Origin of the sequence: Haloimpatiens myeolchijeotgali, assembly GCF_042688525.2 — a bacterium.
Classification (GTDB): domain Bacteria; phylum Bacillota; class Clostridia; order Clostridiales; family Clostridiaceae; genus Haloimpatiens.
Genome location: NZ_JBHWAB010000001.1, coordinates 3802812 through 3821065 on the forward strand (window position 1 = coordinate 3802812; position 18254 = coordinate 3821065).

Annotated in this window: 13 protein-coding genes, 1 pseudogene and 1 riboswitch; of the genes and pseudogenes, 1 reads left to right on the forward strand and 13 read right to left on the reverse strand. The window is 27.3% G+C overall.

Annotation, left to right across the window (positions count from 1 at the left end):
- Positions 1-14: 14 nt before the first annotated feature.
- The 6 genes from ACFIJ5_RS17100 to ACFIJ5_RS17125 all read right to left on the reverse strand — a co-directional run bounded on the left by ACFIJ5_RS17100 (position 15) and on the right by ACFIJ5_RS17125 (position 9529).
- Entirely contained in the window at positions 15-1487 is a 1473-nt protein-coding gene (locus ACFIJ5_RS17100) for a sensor domain-containing diguanylate cyclase (RefSeq protein ID WP_379809212.1), read from the reverse strand.
- Positions 1488-1865: 378 nt separating this feature from the next.
- Positions 1866-5072: a carbamoyl-phosphate synthase large subunit gene (gene carB, locus ACFIJ5_RS17105; RefSeq protein ID WP_379809215.1), complete on the reverse strand. Its 3207-nt coding sequence runs from the start codon at positions 5070-5072 to the stop codon at positions 1866-1868.
- A 39-nt stretch (positions 5073-5111) separates the two neighbouring features.
- The gene (gene carA / locus ACFIJ5_RS17110) at positions 5112-6161 is read right to left on the reverse strand and encodes a glutamine-hydrolyzing carbamoyl-phosphate synthase small subunit (protein WP_379809218.1); all 1050 of its coding nucleotides are present in this window, start codon (positions 6159-6161) and stop codon (positions 5112-5114) included.
- 43 nt (positions 6162-6204) lie between these two features.
- Positions 6205-6348: a hypothetical protein gene (locus ACFIJ5_RS17115; protein ID WP_379809220.1), complete on the reverse strand. Its 144-nt coding sequence runs from the start codon at positions 6346-6348 to the stop codon at positions 6205-6207.
- A gap of 144 nt (positions 6349-6492) precedes the next feature.
- Positions 6493-8871 carry a homocysteine S-methyltransferase family protein gene (locus ACFIJ5_RS17120; protein ID WP_379809222.1) on the reverse strand — a complete coding sequence of 793 codons (2379 nt, stop codon included), beginning with the start codon at positions 8869-8871 and terminating at the stop codon, positions 6493-6495.
- Positions 8861-9529, reverse strand: a complete 669-nt coding sequence (locus ACFIJ5_RS17125; protein ID WP_379809224.1) for a methionine synthase — start codon at positions 9527-9529, stop codon at positions 8861-8863. The genes ACFIJ5_RS17120 and ACFIJ5_RS17125 overlap by 11 nt, the downstream gene beginning before the upstream one ends.
- A 174-nt stretch (positions 9530-9703) precedes the next feature.
- A riboswitch (SAM riboswitch) is annotated at positions 9704-9805 on the forward strand.
- Between the two features lie 91 nt (positions 9806-9896).
- Between ACFIJ5_RS17125 and metF the strand changes: the two are divergent.
- Positions 9897-10798: pseudogene (gene metF / locus ACFIJ5_RS17130) on the forward strand (methylenetetrahydrofolate reductase [NAD(P)H]).
- Between the two features lie 110 nt (positions 10799-10908).
- Here the strand turns inward: metF and ACFIJ5_RS17135 are convergent.
- From ACFIJ5_RS17135 to ACFIJ5_RS17165, 7 genes are all read right to left on the reverse strand, one after another.
- Positions 10909-11961, reverse strand: a complete 1053-nt coding sequence (locus ACFIJ5_RS17135) for a MerR family transcriptional regulator (protein ID WP_379809226.1) — start codon at positions 11959-11961, stop codon at positions 10909-10911.
- 105 nt (positions 11962-12066) lie between these two features.
- Complete coding sequence (locus ACFIJ5_RS17140) at positions 12067-12645, reverse strand: class I SAM-dependent methyltransferase (protein ID WP_379809228.1); 579 nt, start codon at positions 12643-12645, stop codon at positions 12067-12069.
- 37 nt (positions 12646-12682) lie between these two features.
- Complete coding sequence (locus ACFIJ5_RS17145) at positions 12683-13570, reverse strand: LysR family transcriptional regulator (protein ID WP_379809230.1); 888 nt, start codon at positions 13568-13570, stop codon at positions 12683-12685.
- A gap of 188 nt (positions 13571-13758) precedes the next feature.
- Positions 13759-15537 carry an aminopeptidase P family protein gene (locus ACFIJ5_RS17150; protein WP_379809232.1) on the reverse strand — a complete coding sequence of 593 codons (1779 nt, stop codon included), beginning with the start codon at positions 15535-15537 and terminating at the stop codon, positions 13759-13761.
- Between the two features lie 371 nt (positions 15538-15908).
- The gene (locus ACFIJ5_RS17155) at positions 15909-17285 is read right to left on the reverse strand and encodes an MATE family efflux transporter (protein WP_379809234.1); all 1377 of its coding nucleotides are present in this window, start codon (positions 17283-17285) and stop codon (positions 15909-15911) included.
- 66 nt (positions 17286-17351) lie between these two features.
- Positions 17352-17918 (reverse strand): TetR/AcrR family transcriptional regulator, encoded by a 567-nt coding sequence (locus ACFIJ5_RS17160; RefSeq protein ID WP_379809236.1) that lies wholly within the window; start codon positions 17916-17918, stop codon positions 17352-17354.
- 171 nt (positions 17919-18089) lie between these two features.
- The gene (locus ACFIJ5_RS17165) at positions 18090-18242 is read right to left on the reverse strand and encodes a hypothetical protein (protein ID WP_379809238.1); all 153 of its coding nucleotides are present in this window, start codon (positions 18240-18242) and stop codon (positions 18090-18092) included.
- Between the last annotated feature and the right edge of the window lie 12 nt (positions 18243-18254).

Here is an 18254-nt window from a genome sequence, read left to right on the forward strand (position 1 = left end):
AGTTAAAAGAACTGTTACTTTCGGTCCTGTTTATACTCATACATTCTTTCATCAGCAATCCTAACTAATTCATTATAACTAGTAGTATCTTCATCAAATCTAGAAATCCCATAACTAAAACTGCACACAATTTTTTTCCCTTCAAACTCCAATGGATTATCTTTAAAACATATGACCAAATCCTCTAATTTTTTTATTAAAGCTTGTAATTCTATATTTGAATATATTCCGATAAATTCATCTCCTCCAAATCTAGCTACAATATCAGAACAATCTATATATTCTTCAAGTCCATTTGCAAAAGTTTTTATTAATTTATCTCCTGCCAAATGTCCATAGTTATCGTTAACAAATTTTAATCTATTTAAATCAAATACTACTAGCAAAAAATTTTTTTCGCATTTTGCAGCTAAATCAATATACTTATCAACTAATTCTTCAAAATACCTTCTGTTATAAAGATTAGTTAATTTATCATATCTAGATAAATATATAGTTTTTTCATATAATTTATGGTTTGTAATAGCCATTGCAATTTGATTCCTAATATACTCCATAATTTCTATATCAGTTTCATCATATACATAGTTATTCCTACTATCCATGTTTACTAATCCATATAATCTGCCTTTTATGATAATAGGTGCACTAATACTAGACTCTACTTTAATTTCCTCTTTATTATATAATATTTTAGGAAACATATCTTTAAGTATAGTTTGAATATCATTAATAATGACTGTTTTGTCTATTTGCCCTCTTGTTTTATGCCATATAAATGACTCTTTTAATTTTAAATTAAAATTTTTAGCTTTTTCAGAATCATACCCTATACATGATGCAATTGTTAGGTTTTCATTCTTATCTAAAGTTAATATACAAGCAAGATCTGCATTATTTATTGATTTAAATGTCTTTTGTAAAATCAAATCAAGTAATTCATTTATATTATTTATTCTAAGTACTGCATGATTTATTTCTAACATAGCCTCTTTTATTTTTGATAATCTTCTTACTTTTTCTTCTGCTTCTTTTCTCTCGGTAATATCAATTATATTACCAACTATTCCTGAAATTTTACCATAGTTATCAATAAAAACTGCTTTAGTAAATAATACATCTCTTAGTTCTTTATTTTTATATTTAACTTTAGCTTCGTATATTTGCTTACCGCCATTTCTTAACAACTCATTATCTGCTTTATAATATATATCTGCAAGTTTCTCATCATGAATATCATATACTCTAAAACCTATAATGTCTTCTTTTTTTATTCCTAAGTATTCTACAAAAGCAGTATTACAATGTCTATAAATACCTTTTTCATCTTTAAAAAATATAGGATTAGGTATTGTATCTATAAGTGTTTGTAAAAATTTAAAATCATCACATTCTATTATACTATCATTTTCTTTATTAGAAGTTTTGAAAAGTTGCCTGTTTTCTGTAAATTTAAGCAAAGATATAATCTTATCTAATACTGACACATTATTCCTATCCTTTCTATATGTTTATTATGTAGATACAAAATTGAATTTATTTTAAGGTTAGACAAAAGATGACATGTTCATACTATTAATATGAATTATTTTTTGAAAGTTATACTTGCACATTAAAATTAAAATAATTGATATTTTTTTACTATAATTATGTGTGTATACATATGTAATATATTATACCATTACAGTATTACAAATATCAAATTTCTTTATTATTTCATTTTTATGAAATAAAATGACAATTTGTAATTTATTTAACATATTTTAATAAAAAGCAAAAGTACATATTACATAAAAAAGCTAGTAACTAAAAAGTTACATAAAATTCTTTGTAACTCTCTAGTCACTAGCTAATCAGTTATTTAATTATTCTGCCATATTAAATACTTGTAATTCGTCATCATTAATATTCTTTTCCATAATATCTACAGCGGCTTTCACAGTATCTAGTGCAGTAAATATTTGAACATTACTTTCAATAGCTGTTCTTCTAATTTTAAATCCATCTCTTTCTGAATCATTTCCTTTAGTAGGGGTATTTATAACACAATCTACATTTCCACTTCTAATTACATCTAATATATTAGGGCTTCCATCTTTTATTTTATTAATTTCATCAGCTTCTATATTTTCATTTCTTAACAACTGTGTTGTTCCCTTTGTTGCCATAAACTTATAGCCTACCTTGCTAAATTCCTTCGCTATTTGTAAAAATTCAGCTTTATCATGTGAATTTATAGTTGCTAAAATAACTCCATTTTTGTTTGGTATTTTTCTCTTAGCTGCTACAAAACCTTTATATAATGCTTCTTCAAAAGTTTTTCCTACTCCAAGTACTTCTCCCGTTGATTTCATTTCAGGTCCTAAGCTTACTTCTACCCTTGGCAACTTTTCTGTTGAAAACACAGGAACCTTTACTGCTACTATATCTGCCTCTTTATATATTCCTTTTCCGTATCCTAAGTTTTTAAGTTTTTCTCCCATCATAACTCTTGTTGCTAAATCTACTATTGGAACCTTACTTACTTTACTTATATAAGGTACTGTACGGCTAGCACGAGGATTAACTTCTATTACGTAAAGTTCCCCTTTAAATTCTATAAACTGAATATTTATCATACCTACTATTCCAATTTCAAGAGCTATTTTTTCAGTATACTCTAATATCTTTTGTTTTATTTTCTCACATATATTTATACTAGGATAAATTGTTATACTGTCACCAGAGTGTACTCCTGCTCTTTCTAAATGTTCCATAATTCCAGGTATTAATATTTCTTCTCCATCACATATAGCATCTACTTCAATCTCTCTTCCTGTTAAATATCTATCTATAAGAACAGGATTTTTCTTATCTCTTATAAATGCATCTTTTAAGTAATGTGCAAGTTCTTTTTCATCATGAGTAATTTCCATACCCTGTCCCCCTAATACATAGGAAGGTCTTACAAGTACAGGATATCCTAAATTTTGTGCTTCCTTTAGTCCTTCTTCTAAGTTCCACACACCTTTTCCTTTTGGTCTTCTTATATCTAATTTTTCTAAAAGTGCATCAAACTTCTCTCTATCCTCTGCTTCATCAATTTGTTCAGGACTTGTTCCAAGTATTGGTATATTCTTTTCTCCTAAGAACTTAGCTAATTTTATAGATGTTTGTCCTCCAAACTGTAATATAACCCCTTCTGGTTTTTCTTTTTCTATAATATTGAATACATCTTCTTCTGTTAAAGGTTCAAAATATAATTTATCAGATACATCAAAATCTGTACTTACTGTTTCTGGGTTATTATTTACTATTATTGTTTCTATTCCTAATTTTCTAAGTGCTTTTACACTATGAACTGAAGCATAGTCGAATTCTATACCCTGTCCTATTCTTATAGGTCCTGAACCTATTACCATTATTTTTCTCTTATCACTTACTTCTACTTCATCATATATATCATATGTTGAATAATAATATGGAGATAATGCTTCAAATTCTCCTCCACAAGTATCAACCATCTTATATACTGGTTTTATATTCCATATTTTTCTTAATTCATATATAGTGTTTGGACTTACTTTTAAGAAATCTGCAACAGCTTTATCAGAAAATCCTTTTTTCTTAAGTGTATAAACCCATTCTTTACTTAAATCATCTACAGTGGAATTCTTTAATTTTTCTTCTTCATCTACAATCCACTTAATTTTATTTACAAAGAATCTATCTATACCAGTAATTTCTGATACTTTGTATACACTATATCCCCTTCTCAACATTTCAGCTAATACAAATATTCTTTCATCATTAGGCACTTTAACGCTTTCTCTTAGTTCTCTTAAATCCATATTTGAAACTTTTGTGTGTTCTAATGAATACTTTCCTATCTCTAGCGAACGTATTCCTTTTAAGAATGCTGCTTCAAAGTTACTACCTATTGACATTATTTCTCCAGTTGCCATCATTTTAGTACCTAAGTTTCTATCCGCATGCTGAAATTTATCAAAAGGCCATTTAGGAATTTTTACAACTACATAATCTAATGATGGTTCAAAACAAGCATATGTTTTTTGTGTTACTGCATTCTTTATTTCATCCAATCCATATCCTAATGATATCTTTGCCGCTACTTTCGCAATTGGATAACCTGTAGCTTTTGATGCTAACGCTGATGAACGACTTACTCTAGGATTAATTTCTATAACTGCATACTCAAAACTATCTGGATTAAGTGCAAATTGTACATTACATCCACCTTCTATTTCTATAGCATTTATTATATCTATAGATGCACTTCTAAGCATTTGGTATTCCTTATCAGATAAAGTTTGACTTGGAGCTACCACTATACTATCTCCAGTGTGTATTCCTACTGGATCTATATTTTCCATATTACATACAGTTATACAGTTTCCGTAAGAATCCCTCATAACCTCATATTCAATTTCTTTCCAACCTTTTATACTCTTTTCAAGAAGAACTTGTCCAACCGGGCTTAATACAAGTCCACTTTCTAAAATTTCTACAAGCTCTTCTTCAGTTTCAGCTATTCCTCCACCTGTTCCCCCAAGTGTATATGCCGGTCTAACTATTACAGGATATCCAATTTTATTTGCAAATTTTTTCCCTGCCTCTATCTCTGTAACTATTTCACTTTCTGTAACAGGTTGGTTAATATCTTTCATTACTTTTCTAAAGCTTTCCCTATCTTCACCTTTTTTTATAGATTCTATTGAAGTTCCAATAACTCTAACATTATACTTATCTAATATACCTTTATCATATAATTCTACTGCTAAGTTTAATCCTGTTTGTCCTCCCATTCCAGCAAGTACGCTGTCTGGTCTCTCTTTCTCTATTACTTTCTCTACAAATTCTACTGTTAATGGTTCTATATATACTTTATCTGCAACTTCTTTATCTGTCATTATCGTTGCTGGATTACTATTTATTAAAACTACTTCCATTCCCTCTTCTTTTAAAGCTTCACAAGCTTGTGTTCCCGAATAATCAAACTCTGCTGCTTGTCCTATAATTATAGGACCTGAGCCAATTACAAGTACTTTCTTTATATTATTATCCTTTCCCATACGTATCCTCCTTATCAAAACTTTTAGTAACTTACACTATTATTCTGCTAGTTCAAGAAATCTATCAAAAATACCTATACTGTCTTTTGGTCCTGGACAAGCTTCAGGATGGAATTGCACACTAAATATTGGTAGTGTCTTATGTTTCATTCCTTCTATAGAATTATCATTAACACTTAAATGTGTAACTACCATGTTTTGTGGTAAATCTTTTACTACGTATCCATGATTTTGAGATGTTATATGAACTCTATTTTCTTCCAAATCTTTTACGGGATGATTACATCCTCTGTGTCCAAACTTTAATTTTGTAGTACTTCCTCCAAGAGTTAATGCCAAAAGCTGATGACCTAAACATATTCCAACTATAGGTTTTTTACCTACTAATTGTTTAATTGTCTCAACTACTTCTGGTAGATCTTCTGGATCTCCAGGTCCATTTGATAAAAATATTAAATCTGGATTTTCTTTTAATATTTCATCTGCTTTTGTATACGCTGGAAATACTGTTAGTTTGCAATCTCTTTCCTTAAATGATCGTATAATATTTTGTTTTATACCAAAATCCATAACAGCAACGTGTTTTCCATTACCTTCTATTCTGTATACATCTTTTGTTGTAACATTTTTTACAGCTTCCTTATTGTGAAATGCATTAAATTTTTCTTCAATTTCATTCTTTGTAAGTTCTTTTAAAGTAATTATTCCTTTCATTGTTCCATTATTTCTTAATATTTTTGTTAATGCCCTTGTATCAATACCTTCTAATCCAACTATTTTATTTTGCTTTAGGTATTGCTCTAATTTCATTTCACATCTCCAGTTATTTGGACAGTCAGCTTTTTCTCTCACTATAAATCCTTTTACTTTTGGATTTCTTGACTCTAAATCTTCTAAGTTAACTCCATAATTTCCTATAAGAGGATATGTCATTGTTACTATTTGACCATAATAAGATGGGTCAGTTAAAATTTCTTGATATCCTGTCATTCCTGTATTAAAAACAACTTCTCCAACACTTTCTTCTAAATATCCAAATGCAAATCCATCAAATGTTACTCCATTTTCTAATATTAATCGCGCTTTCATATTTTAACCTCCTCATGAAAAAAAAGGATAGCAAAAGAATCGATTATTCAATTCCTCTACTACCCTTATATTTATCATTATTATTAACTAAACCAAAAAATACATTTACTAAAATATCTTCATTGAAAATATTTTGTTTTTTTGAAGTATTCATTTGTAGATTTGTATGGCAAAAAGACCAAACCATCATATTTCCTCCTTTCTGGCCTCACAGGACCAAGTTAAAGTATTTATGCTTTGGTAAAGTTTCATTATTTATTTTTAATTATTGTACTCTATCTTTGTACATATGTCAACTTTATACTTTTTACTTTGACTTTTATCTACAAAATTAATTACTAAAAAACTTTCTTGCTATATCTACAGATTGTTTTGCATCTTTAGCATAATAATCAGCACCAATCATATCTGCATACTCTTGATTTAAAACTGCCCCTCCAACAAAAACAGAACAATTTACCTTATTCTCTCTAAGCGCTTTTATTGTATCTTCCATACTTTTTACTGTTGTAGTCATTAATGCACTTAGTCCTATAAGTTTTATGTTTTCTTTTTTTGCAGTTTCTACTACACATTCTATTGGTACATCCTTACCTAAGTCAACAACTTCAAATCCATAGTTTTCTAAGAGAACTTTCACTATATTTTTACCTATATCATGGATATCTCCTTTTACAGTAGCAAGTATTATTTTACCTTTTGATATTTTTTCATCAGTACTTTCCGATATATTATTTTTTATAATCTGAAATGCCTCTTTAACAGTTTCTGCAGATTGTATAAGTTGAGGAAGAAAAATTTCACCTTTTTCATATTTTTCTCCTACAATATCAAGTACAGGAATTAAATGCTTGTTTACTATTTCCATACACTCCATAGTTTCTAAAAGTTTTTCTGTCTTCTTACAAACTTGATCTTTTAATCCGTGAATAACAATTTCCTCTAGCTTTTCATATTCGTTCATAGAAAAGTTATTCACAGCAGCTGATTTTTTATCCACATTTGAATATCTTTCTACATAGTTTTGCGCATTTTTATCCACATTAGTTAAAACATTAAAAGCATATATAGAATCCATTATTTCTTTTTTACTAGTATTTAATATTGATGCATTAAGTCCATTTTGCATAGCCATTATCAAAAATGTTGAATTTAAACTATCTCTATTTGGTAATCCATAAGATATATTTGTAACTCCAAGTAAAGTATTAACCTTAACCTTTTCCTTAATCAATTTAACAGCTTTAATTGTTTCCATAACTTCAGCTTGTTGTGCTGATGCTGTTAAAACCAAACAATCTATAAATATATTTTCTTTTGGTATTCCATATCTTTTTGCTGTAGTAACAATTTTTTCTGCAATTCTTACTCTATCCTCTGCTTTTGGAGGTATTCCATTTTCATCTAATGTAAGTCCTATAACACAAGCTCCATATTTTTTTACTATAGGAAATATTTTTTCCATAACTTCCTCTGTTCCATTTACAGAATTTATAATTGGTTTTCCATTATATATTCTAACTGCGTTTTCAATTACATCTGCATTAGAACTATCTATTTGAAGAGGAATGTTTGTTATTGATTGAATTTCTTTTACTAACTTTACCATAACTTCTTTTTCATCAATTTCAGGAAGCCCTGCATTTACATCAAGAATATCCGCTCCTTCTTCCTTTTGATTTAATGCCTCTTTAAGTATGTAATCTACCTTATTATTTCTAAGTGCTTCTTTAAGTTTTTTTCTTCCAGTAGGATTTAATCTTTCACCAACTATTCTTAGATTTTTACCAAAAATAACTGTTTTAGACGAAGATGTTACTGCTGTTATCTTCTTTTGTGAAATTTTCATAGGTAAAATATCTTTTAAAACTTTTTTACTTTCTTCTATATATTTTTCATTAGTTCCACAACATCCTCCAAATACAATTGCACCTTTTTCAGCCATAGTTTTTATATAACTACTAAATTGTTCTGGAGTACAATCATATACAGTTTTATCTCCTTCAACTTTTGGAAGTCCTGCATTGGGTTGTACCATAACAGGAGTAGATGAATATTTTATTATTTTCTCCACTAAAGGTAATATTTTTTTAGGACCTAAAGAGCAATTTATTCCTAAAACATCTACTCCTAACCCTTCAAGTACCATTACCATAGTAAGAGGATCTGTACCTGTAAGTGTCCTTCCATCTTCTCCAAAAGTCATAGTACAAAATACAGGTAGATCACTATTTTCTTTTGCTGCAAGTACTGCTGCTTTAGCTTCATATATATCTGAAATGGTCTCTATTAAAATCAAATCGCAACCCGCTTTTACTCCTGCTCTTACTTCCCTTTTAAACATTTCATATGCTTTCTCAAAACTTAAAGTTCCCATAGGTTCCATAAGTTGTCCTATTGGCCCAATATCTAATGCTACATTTTTATCACCCTTAGCTTTTTGGGCAAGCTCAACTGCTTTAGTTATTATTTCTTCTACCGTATAACCTGTTTTTTTCAGTTTATATTCATTTGCACCAAAGGTATTAGCAGTTATTATGTTAGCCCCCGACTCAATATATTTTTGGTGAATAGAAGTAATAATTTCAGGATGAATTATATTAAATGTTTCAGGAATATCACCTGCTTTTAATCCTCTTTGTTGAAGCATTGTACCCATTGCACCATCAAATAATATAAATTCTTTGCCTAATAAATTCTTAACATTCACAATATCCTCCCCTTTTTCTATAAATACATTTATCATAACTACTACATTGCTTACATTGTGGCTTTTCACTTACAATATGCTTATCTTGAAATCCTATTATAGCTGTTACAGATTTTCTAGGAAGAAGTATATAATTTTCATTACAAGTAAGACCCATATTTTTGTACGTATCTAATGCATTTATTATATCCTCTTGAATTGTTATAGAAAAATCCCCATACCCTGGACTATACCTATAAGTAATTCCAAATCCTAATCTTTCAGCTTCTTTTCTTATCTTGTTCTGAACTTCATCACATAATTTTTCTACTGCTGCTGTAGCACAAGCATCTAATATTGTTGCTTTTGTTAAATTAAATTTTTCATAACATCTTATTTTATTATCTGCCATAATTCCAAGAGTGACTGCCATAACTGCACACATACTTGAATCTTTTAAATGACATTTTATATTTTTCCCCCTTAGTACTAAATTACTTCCTAAAAGCTTAATATCATCATTTACTTTTTGTATATTAAATATTTTATATGTATATTTACTTTTTGAATATATATTTATTTCTTTCATGCAATTGTCTATTAATTCTTCCATTTTTTTATCTACTGCTTGATTATTATATCCTAAATATCTTAAAACCTGGCTTTTATTCACTTCCAATAAACTCACCTCAATATACCCTATTTTGTTTTAATATATATAATAGCATAATTTTTACATATTACTACATATTTTTTTTGAAATATACCTATAATAAATTTCTTTTTAAAAATTTTTCAAAAAATATTGACATATCTTTAAAAATTATTTAAAATAATAACTAAAATTCATATTTTCTTATCACGAGCGGTGGAGGGACTGGCCCTATGAAACCCGACAACCGGTACTTAGTACACGGTGTTAATTCCTACAGAGTTTTATTCTGAGAGATAAGAAATCAGTTGATTATATTACCCCCCATTGTAATTTGTAAACTCAGCTGCTTTCTTATCGAAAGCAGCATTTTTTTTACAAAGGATGGAGGATTATTAATGTACATAAAAGACTTTTTTTCAAAAAACAAACAGTTATTTCTTTTGAGATTTTTCCACCAAAAAAACTTATTCAATAAAAACTATTTATAAAACACTTGATGAACTAGCTATTTTAAACCCTGATTATATAAGTGTAACATATGGAGCTGGTGGAAGTACCAAGGATACTACTATAGAAATATCTTCTCTTATAAAAAATAAATATAATATAGAATCATTAGCACATTTAACTTGTTTAACATCAACAAAAGAGGAAATTAACAACATACTATATAGTTTACAACAAAATAATGTCAAAAATATTTTAGCACTTAGAGGTGATGTTCCAAAAGATTCTAATTCTGAAATTTTACCCTCTATCCACTATAATCATTCTTCAGACTTAATCAAGCATATAAAAAACTATACAGATTTTTGTATTGCTGGAGCCTGTTATCCTGAAGGACATGAGCAGTATAAAAATTTAAATACAGATTTATATTACCTAAAACAGAAATGTAAGTATGGTGTTGATTTTTTAATAACTCAATTATTTTTTGATAATAAATTATTTTTTAATTTTAAAAATCAAGTAAAACAATTTGATATAAACATCCCAATAGAAGTTGGCATAATGCCTATTATTAATAAACAACAAATTAAACATATAATCTCTTTATGTGGTACTTCTATCCCTGAAAATTTAGCATGTATAATAAACAAATATGAAAATAACCCTGAAGCATTAAAAGATGCTGGTATTGCATATGCAAGTGAACAAATAATTGAACTTCTTTCATATGGAGTACCTGGAATACATATATATACTATGAACAAACCAGAAATAGCAAAAAAAATAGTTGGAAATATATCTTCTATTGTTAAAGCCAATAATAAAAACTTAAACATTTCATGATAAAATTATAGTAACAAGTTTACTAGCATATAAGTATGTATCATTACTAGTATTCTTGTTACTATTAAAAATTTATTTAAATTTAATTTTTTATGACTGTCAAAGTTAATCTAACAAACTTTAACCATAAAATTAAGAATATCTATTCTTTTATATTTAAGTTTTTTATTATATTTGTTTACTTCAGTTTTTAATAATTCTATATTTGAATAATACTCATCTTCTACCTCTTCAATTTGTTCTTGTGTAAACTCACTTAATACTTTTTCTTTATCAGTTTTGCTTTTAAACATTAAATCTCCTAATACAATTATCCCATCATTGTTTAATACTCTAAACATTTCTTTAAAAGCAGCTTTCTTTTCTTCATCATTTAAATGATGAAATGCATACGTCGATACAATAATATCAAATGTATTGTTTTCAAAAGGTATTTTTAAAAATTCTCCTAGCCTTACTTTTAAGTTAGGCAATTTTCGTTTAGCTACATTTAACATTTCTCTTGACTGATCTATTCCAATAATATTATATCTTTGAACTAAAAACTTTTTTGAAAGATTCCCAGTTCCAACTCCTATATCTAACACTTTTACATCACTATTTTTATTTTTAATAGCATTATCATAAACCTCTTCAAGAACTTTATCATAATTTATATATATTGGAATTTTACCTTTTGTATTATCTTTTTGTATACATTCATCATATGTATTAGCCCAATTATCAAAATCCCATTTGTCTTTCCAACTAGTTGTTATTTTTTTTGTATCACTCATTTTTTTAGTACATCCCATAATACTCTTTATATAATTTTTATCTCGTTTTTCATATATATTATCCATTATCTCTTGAAGACAGTCTTTTATTAATCTCATGTTGTGTATTTTATCATTAATAATTTGCCATTGTTTATAAAAATGATCCAACACATTATCCTCATAATTATTTTTCATAATATCCTTGATATCTTCAAGCGATATATCTAAAGTTCTATACATTAATATGACCTCTATTTTAAGCAGATCTTCTTCTTCAAAATATCTATAGTTATTATTAATGTTTCTTTTACTCTTAATAAGCCCCTTTTTTTCATAAAATCTAATCTTATTAGTAGATATATTTAACATATCTGATGCTTGTTTTATAGAATATTCTCTACTCACTAATTTCACCTCAAATTATTAGTATAATCCCTAGAGATTTTTTTATAATAACAGTTAACCTATATAAAGTATAAACCTTAGCCTAAGGCTAAGGTCAATACTTCTTTATAATTTAGTTTTGATTCCACTTACATAATACATATCAACACTATCTATAATCATATTAACTTTCAGATATTTTGACATTAAATCTGCTGTATCTTTACCTGAAGGCAGTACATCATCTTTTACAACTTCTCTTTTTCTATGAATTTCATTAATTCTCTCTTTGCTATCAGAATGAGCAATTATTAATTTACCTGACTTATTAAGAAGATCTGAAAGATGTGAAATTACTTTATCTTTATATTTAAAATGAGGGTAAACAGAATATAAAAATATGTAATCAAATCTCTTCTCTTCAAATTCTAATACATTTTTTACTACAAATTCAACTTTACTATCACTGTATTTTTGTTTAGCTACTTTAATCATATTTTCTGATATATCTACTGCTTTTATTTTAGATGGATTAGTTTTAAGTAAATAACTTATTAAAATACCTGTACCAGTTCCAACATCAAGAATTTTTGAACCCTCTTTTACCTCTGATAAACCTATTATCTTATTCATTTTTTTCTCATCATGATGACACATTTCATCCCATTTAGAAGCAACCTCATCAAAAAATTGTTTATTATTCATTAAGCCATCCCCCTATTGTTTTCCCTATTTATTTTAACTATATAATACATCTTTTTGAAAATTTTATAAAATCACTAATAAAACTAATCTTCTTTTCTTTTTTCCATACAAAATAAAATCCTCTCTGCATTTTAAAATCTTTAACATCTATAACTACTAAACTTTTCTCTTCTACTTCTTTTTTTACTGCTTCTCTTGAAATAAAACTATATCCTAAATTCCATTTTACTAAAGACTTAATTGCTGTAATATCTCCTATTTCCATAAACGTATTCCAATCCTTTTCTATATACCCATTAGATTGAAAATGTTTTTCAATAATTTTTCTTGTACCTGATCCTATTTCTCTTGTAATAAGATTTTGCTTTAATATTTCTTTTAAAGTAACCTCCCTTTTCTTTGCAAAAGGATGCATTTTTGAAACTACTAATACTAATTCATCTAGTTTTAGTAATGTATTATTGTACTTTTTTTTATTGAATTCTCCTTCAATCAATGCCAAATCTAATTTTCCCTCATCTAATTTATTTAAAATTTCTTCAGTATTATCAACCTCTAAAATCACTTCATGATTAGGAAAATTAATTTTATATTTTCCTAAAATATCAGGAATTAAATATGCACCAATAGTTTTAGTAGCACCTAAACTGTATTTTTTTATGATAGAATTTTGATTTTGTAAAATACGTGCTACTTCTTCTTCCATAGAAAAAACTTTTTCTATATGTTTATAAAAAATTTCTCCTTCTTCTGTTAAGTAAACCTTTCTACCTTCTTTTCTTATCAATTGTACTCCATATTCTTCTTCTAAATATTTAATATGCTGTGAAACAGCAGGTTGGGTTATATTCAACTTTTCCGCAGTCTTAGTATAACTGCATAGTTGAGCCAAAGTATAGAATGTTAATTTTCTAGTTTCTATCATTTTACATCACCTATTATATTTTACTTCATTTATATACCTTTTTTCTACTTTTATACAAAAGACATTATATCTAACAATATAGAAATTAGAAAAAAGTCATATATACCACAAAAAACTTTCAATTTAGTAATAAATTATAAAAAAAGCACATACCGCTTAATATATAAATAAGCGATACATGCTTTCCACTAAATTTCTTTTGTGGCGTTTGCAAGCCAATTTTGTTCTTCTTTATTTAGGTATGGTGAAAGTTTTTTATATACCATTTTATGATAGTTATTTACATATTCTTTTTCATCTTCAGTTAACATTTCAACTTTTATACCTTCTAAATCATATGGACAATATGTTACAGATTCAAATCTCATAAATTGTCCACAATCAGTTTTTTCATCTTTAACAACTAACAATTCATTTTCTGTTCTTATACCATGCTTACCTTCTTTATATATACCAGGTTCGTTAGTTATTATCATTCCATCTTCCATCTTAACACTATTTAGTGCTGGACTTATTCTATGAGGACCTTCATGAACATTCAAGAAAAATCCTACTCCATGTCCTGTTCCACATTTATAATCTAAACCATACTTCCAAACAGGTTGTCTTGCTATAGCATCAAGATGTGTTCCTGTACATCCATATAAAAATTTAACTGTTGCTAGAGCTATGTGCGATTTTAAAACAAGTGTATAATCAAATTTTTCTTCATCAGTTAATTTTCCAAGTACTATAGTTCTTGTAATGTCTGTAGTACCATCTAAATATTGTCCGCCTGAATCTACTAAAAGCATTCCTTCATTTTCAAGTTCATATGTTATATCAGGCGTTGCCTTATAATGCATCATAGCTGCATGGTCTTTATATCCTGCTATAGTATCAAAACTTATTTCTTTGAAGTTTTGCTGCTGACTTCTTAAATTCTCAATTTTATCTGATGCAGTTATTTCTGTAATCTTTTCTTTTCCTACATTGTTTTTTAACCAATATAAGAATTTTACCATTGCCACTCCGTCTCTTACATGACATTTCTTAAGATTTCCTATTTCTACATCATTCTTAACAGCTTTCATAAGTGTAGTTATATTATCTTCCTCAATTTTTTCGCAATTATTTGGCATTAAACTATAAAGCCATGAATTAGTTTTAACTGGATCATATAATACACTATCATCATCTTTTAAATCTTCTATATATTTTTGTATTTCATTATATTCTCTTACCTTAACGCCCTCTTTACATAATTCTTCTTCAATATCTTTAGAAACTTTTTCTTTTGATATAAAAAGATAGGACTCGTTTTCTTTAATTAAAGCGTATGCAGTAACAACAGGATTGTTGTTTACATCATTTCCTCTTATATTATAAAGCCAAGCTATATCATCTAAACTTGTTAATAAATATGTTGTTGCTCCTTTTTCTTTCATATGTTTTCTAACTTCATTTATCTTCTCACTTCTTGATTTTCCTGCATATTTTACATCATGAATAAATATTTTATCCATTGGTATTGCAGGTCTATCCTTCCAAATCAAATTAATTAAATCATATTTTACATTTATCTTTATATTCTTTTTAGAAAACTTTTTCTCCATTTTTTTAATATCTGAAACAGAAAATACTCTACCATCAAATCCAACAACAGCATTTTCATCTAAAATATCATAAAGCCAATCAATGAAAGTAGGAACATTAGGTTGACCCATCTTAAATAAATTAATACCTGATCCTTTTAATTGTTTTGCTGCTTGTATAAAATATCTTCCATCTGTCCATAATCCATTTTCTTTGTTAGTAATTACTGCAGTTCCTGCAGAACCTGTAAATCCAGATATCCATGCTCTTGCCTTCCAGTGATCTGCTACATATTCACTTTGATGCGCATCAAAACTTGGAATAATATAAGCATCAATATTTCTATCTTTCATTAATTTTCTAAGAGATTCAACTCTTTCTTTTACAGTCATTTTATCCCCTCCCCTTTATACAATTAACAATCAATAAATAATAATCTATAATTCTACAAAATTTTCTTAATTATCTATTATTTTATTAACTATTAATTCTTACAATAATACTATATCTCTTTTAAATTTATGTAAAAATAATATATTTTAGTTTTAAACTAAAATATATTATTTTCATATATATAAAATTATATATCAAATTTTCAGTAAATTCTATACCATTTTCAGTATTTTATTAAATATTGTATTAATTTTATATATATATAAAATGTATTGTATCCTTTCGTTGTTTATATATTCAACACTAGTTCTCACATTCCTTTGGTAAATAAAGGTTTAATGTAATATAATTGTGAATTTTCTTTACTTCTTTAAGTTAATTGATTAGTATAACAGCAGTTTTCTTCTTCATTTAAATGTTTATGAATTTTCACTGCAAGTATAGCTGTAACTATTATAGTACAAAAATCTGCAATAGTTTGACTAAATATTACACCATTTAATTCAAATAATTTAGGTAGTATTAAAATGGAAGGTATAAGAAAAATCCCTTGCCTTGAAATTGATAATAAAAGAGCTTCCTTGCCCTTACCCAATGATTGAAACAATGAAGCATATACTTGTTGAAAACCAAACAATGGGAAAAATAACGTTACAGCTCTAAGTGTTTTCGCTCCTATTTTTATTACTTCTGGATCTTTACTAAAAACACAAACTATATTTTTAGCAAAAAACATAAATACTAACGTCATCAATATAGAAAACACTGTAGTCCATTTTAAAGATACTTTTATTGCTTCTTTTAGTCTTTTATATTGTTTAGCACCATAATTATATCCCGCTACTGGTTGGAATCCTTGATTATATCCAAATATTACAAATAATCCTATAGAAAGTATTCTAAACGTAATTCCCATTGATGCTACCGCAGCATCACCATAAGGTTTAGATGCTATATTTATCAATCCCATAGATAAACTTGCAAGTGCCTGCCTAGCAAAAGTAGCCATACCTATCTTCATTATCTCATTATATATTTGTTTTGATGGTGCAAAATATTTTAAAGATATCTTTATATAGCTCTTTTTAGCAATAAAATAATATATTAAATATACTGAGGATATACTTTGAGCTAATACAGTAGCTAAAGCAGCTCCTTTGATTCCCATTCCTAAACTAAACATAAAAATAGGATCTAAAGCAATATTAATTCCTGCTCCTAAACTTATAGCAACCATGCTATATTTAGCATTGCCTTCTGCTCTAATCATATTATTTAAAGTCATATTCATTACTGTAAAAACAGAACCTAATACTAATATTCTTGAATAATCTTTTGCAAAGGGCATTATAGTATCTGTTGCTCCAAATATTTTTAATATAGGTTCAAGAAATATAAGCCCTACTATTGTAAACAAAACTCCACAACCTAAACTTGTAAAAAATGTTGTTGAAGTTGTTTTATCAGCCATTTCCTTATTATTTTCTCCTAACAATCTGGATATATATGATCCAGCTCCTACCCCAAACATTTGACCAAATGCACCTATTATCATAAAAATAGGAAATGCTATAGAAATAGCTCCAATGGCACTAGTGTTATTTAACATTCCAACAAACATAGTATCTACTAAATTATAAACTGCATTGACTAACATTGCTACAATAGCTGGTATAGCAAGTTTTATTAATACTTTTGGTATTTTCTCTTCTCCTAACATTTTAGCCCTTTTATCTGTATCTTTCATCCAAACCCCTCCTAAAATTCTATCTTTCAAACTAAAAATATCTATACTTAATCTGTCATTTATTATTTATATAAAGAGTATTTGTATGAATTTATTTATGAATTCAATATTTTGTTCCTTTTCATTTGGATATTCTTGTATCATTAAAGAAATCATTAATATTATACTTGCTGATATTCTATCTTTTATTTCTTTTTCTACTTTTATTTCTTCTTCCTTCTCTATTTCTTTTAATATTCTACTCATTCTTTCTAGTAAAGTATTTTTAAGAACTATAATCTCTTCTTTTCCTTCTTTCTTAAATATATCTGATTTAGTTAATGCACGACCTAATCCTTTTCTTTCTTGTATATCATCATACAATATGTTAATAAACTTTTGTGCTTTTTCTTTTGCCTTGATATCTTCTTTAATCATATTATCCATTTTGTCAAAAGTATTTTTCCAACTTTTTTGAAAAACTCTAATAAAAAGTTGATTTTTATTAGGATAATAATTATACAATGTTCCAACTGCTATACCTACTTTTTTTGCTATCATTTTCATATCAACATTTGTATACCCATATTCTCCAAACAAATCTAAAGCCGCATTAAATATATTCTTTTCTAAATCTTTTATAATTTTGGGCATTATTTTCACTCCTTTTATGAATTGTGATTCATTTATTATGAATATGAATTCATTATAGATCATGCTATTATTATATGTCAATGATTTTAATAATTCTTTTACTTTTTCTTAACAAAAAACTTTCAGCACTTATAACTAAGCACTGAAAGTTTAATATATATTTACATTTGCTTACTCTATGGTAAATTTATCAACTTCCATCAACAATTTATCTGATAATTCATTAAGAGTATCTGAATTAGATGTCAATTCTTCAATAGTAGCTAATATTTCTTCTGCTACTACTGCAAATCCCTTTCCTGCCTCTCCTTCTCTAACTTTCAAAAATTGGATTAT

Excerpts from the sequence above, each read along its gene's own strand:
- carB (WP_379809215.1), bottom strand. The coding sequence starts at position 5,072 with ATGGGAAAGGATAATAATATAAAGAAAGTACTTGTAATTGGCTCAGGT.
- carA (WP_379809218.1), bottom strand. The coding sequence starts at position 6,161 with ATGAAAGCGCGATTAATATTAGAAAATGGAGTAACATTTGATGGATTT.
- ACFIJ5_RS17115 (WP_379809220.1), bottom strand. The coding sequence starts at position 6,348 with ATGGTTTGGTCTTTTTGCCATACAAATCTACAAATGAATACTTCAAAA.
- ACFIJ5_RS17140 (WP_379809228.1), bottom strand. The coding sequence starts at position 12,645 with ATGAATAATAAACAATTTTTTGATGAGGTTGCTTCTAAATGGGATGAA.
- ACFIJ5_RS17145 (WP_379809230.1), bottom strand. The coding sequence starts at position 13,570 with ATGATAGAAACTAGAAAATTAACATTCTATACTTTGGCTCAACTATGC.
- ACFIJ5_RS17150 (WP_379809232.1), bottom strand. The coding sequence starts at position 15,537 with ATGACTGTAAAAGAAAGAGTTGAATCTCTTAGAAAATTAATGAAAGAT.
- ACFIJ5_RS17155 (WP_379809234.1), bottom strand. The coding sequence starts at position 17,285 with ATGAAAGATACAGATAAAAGGGCTAAAATGTTAGGAGAAGAGAAAATA.
- ACFIJ5_RS17160 (WP_379809236.1), bottom strand. The coding sequence starts at position 17,918 with ATGCCCAAAATTATAAAAGATTTAGAAAAGAATATATTTAATGCGGCT.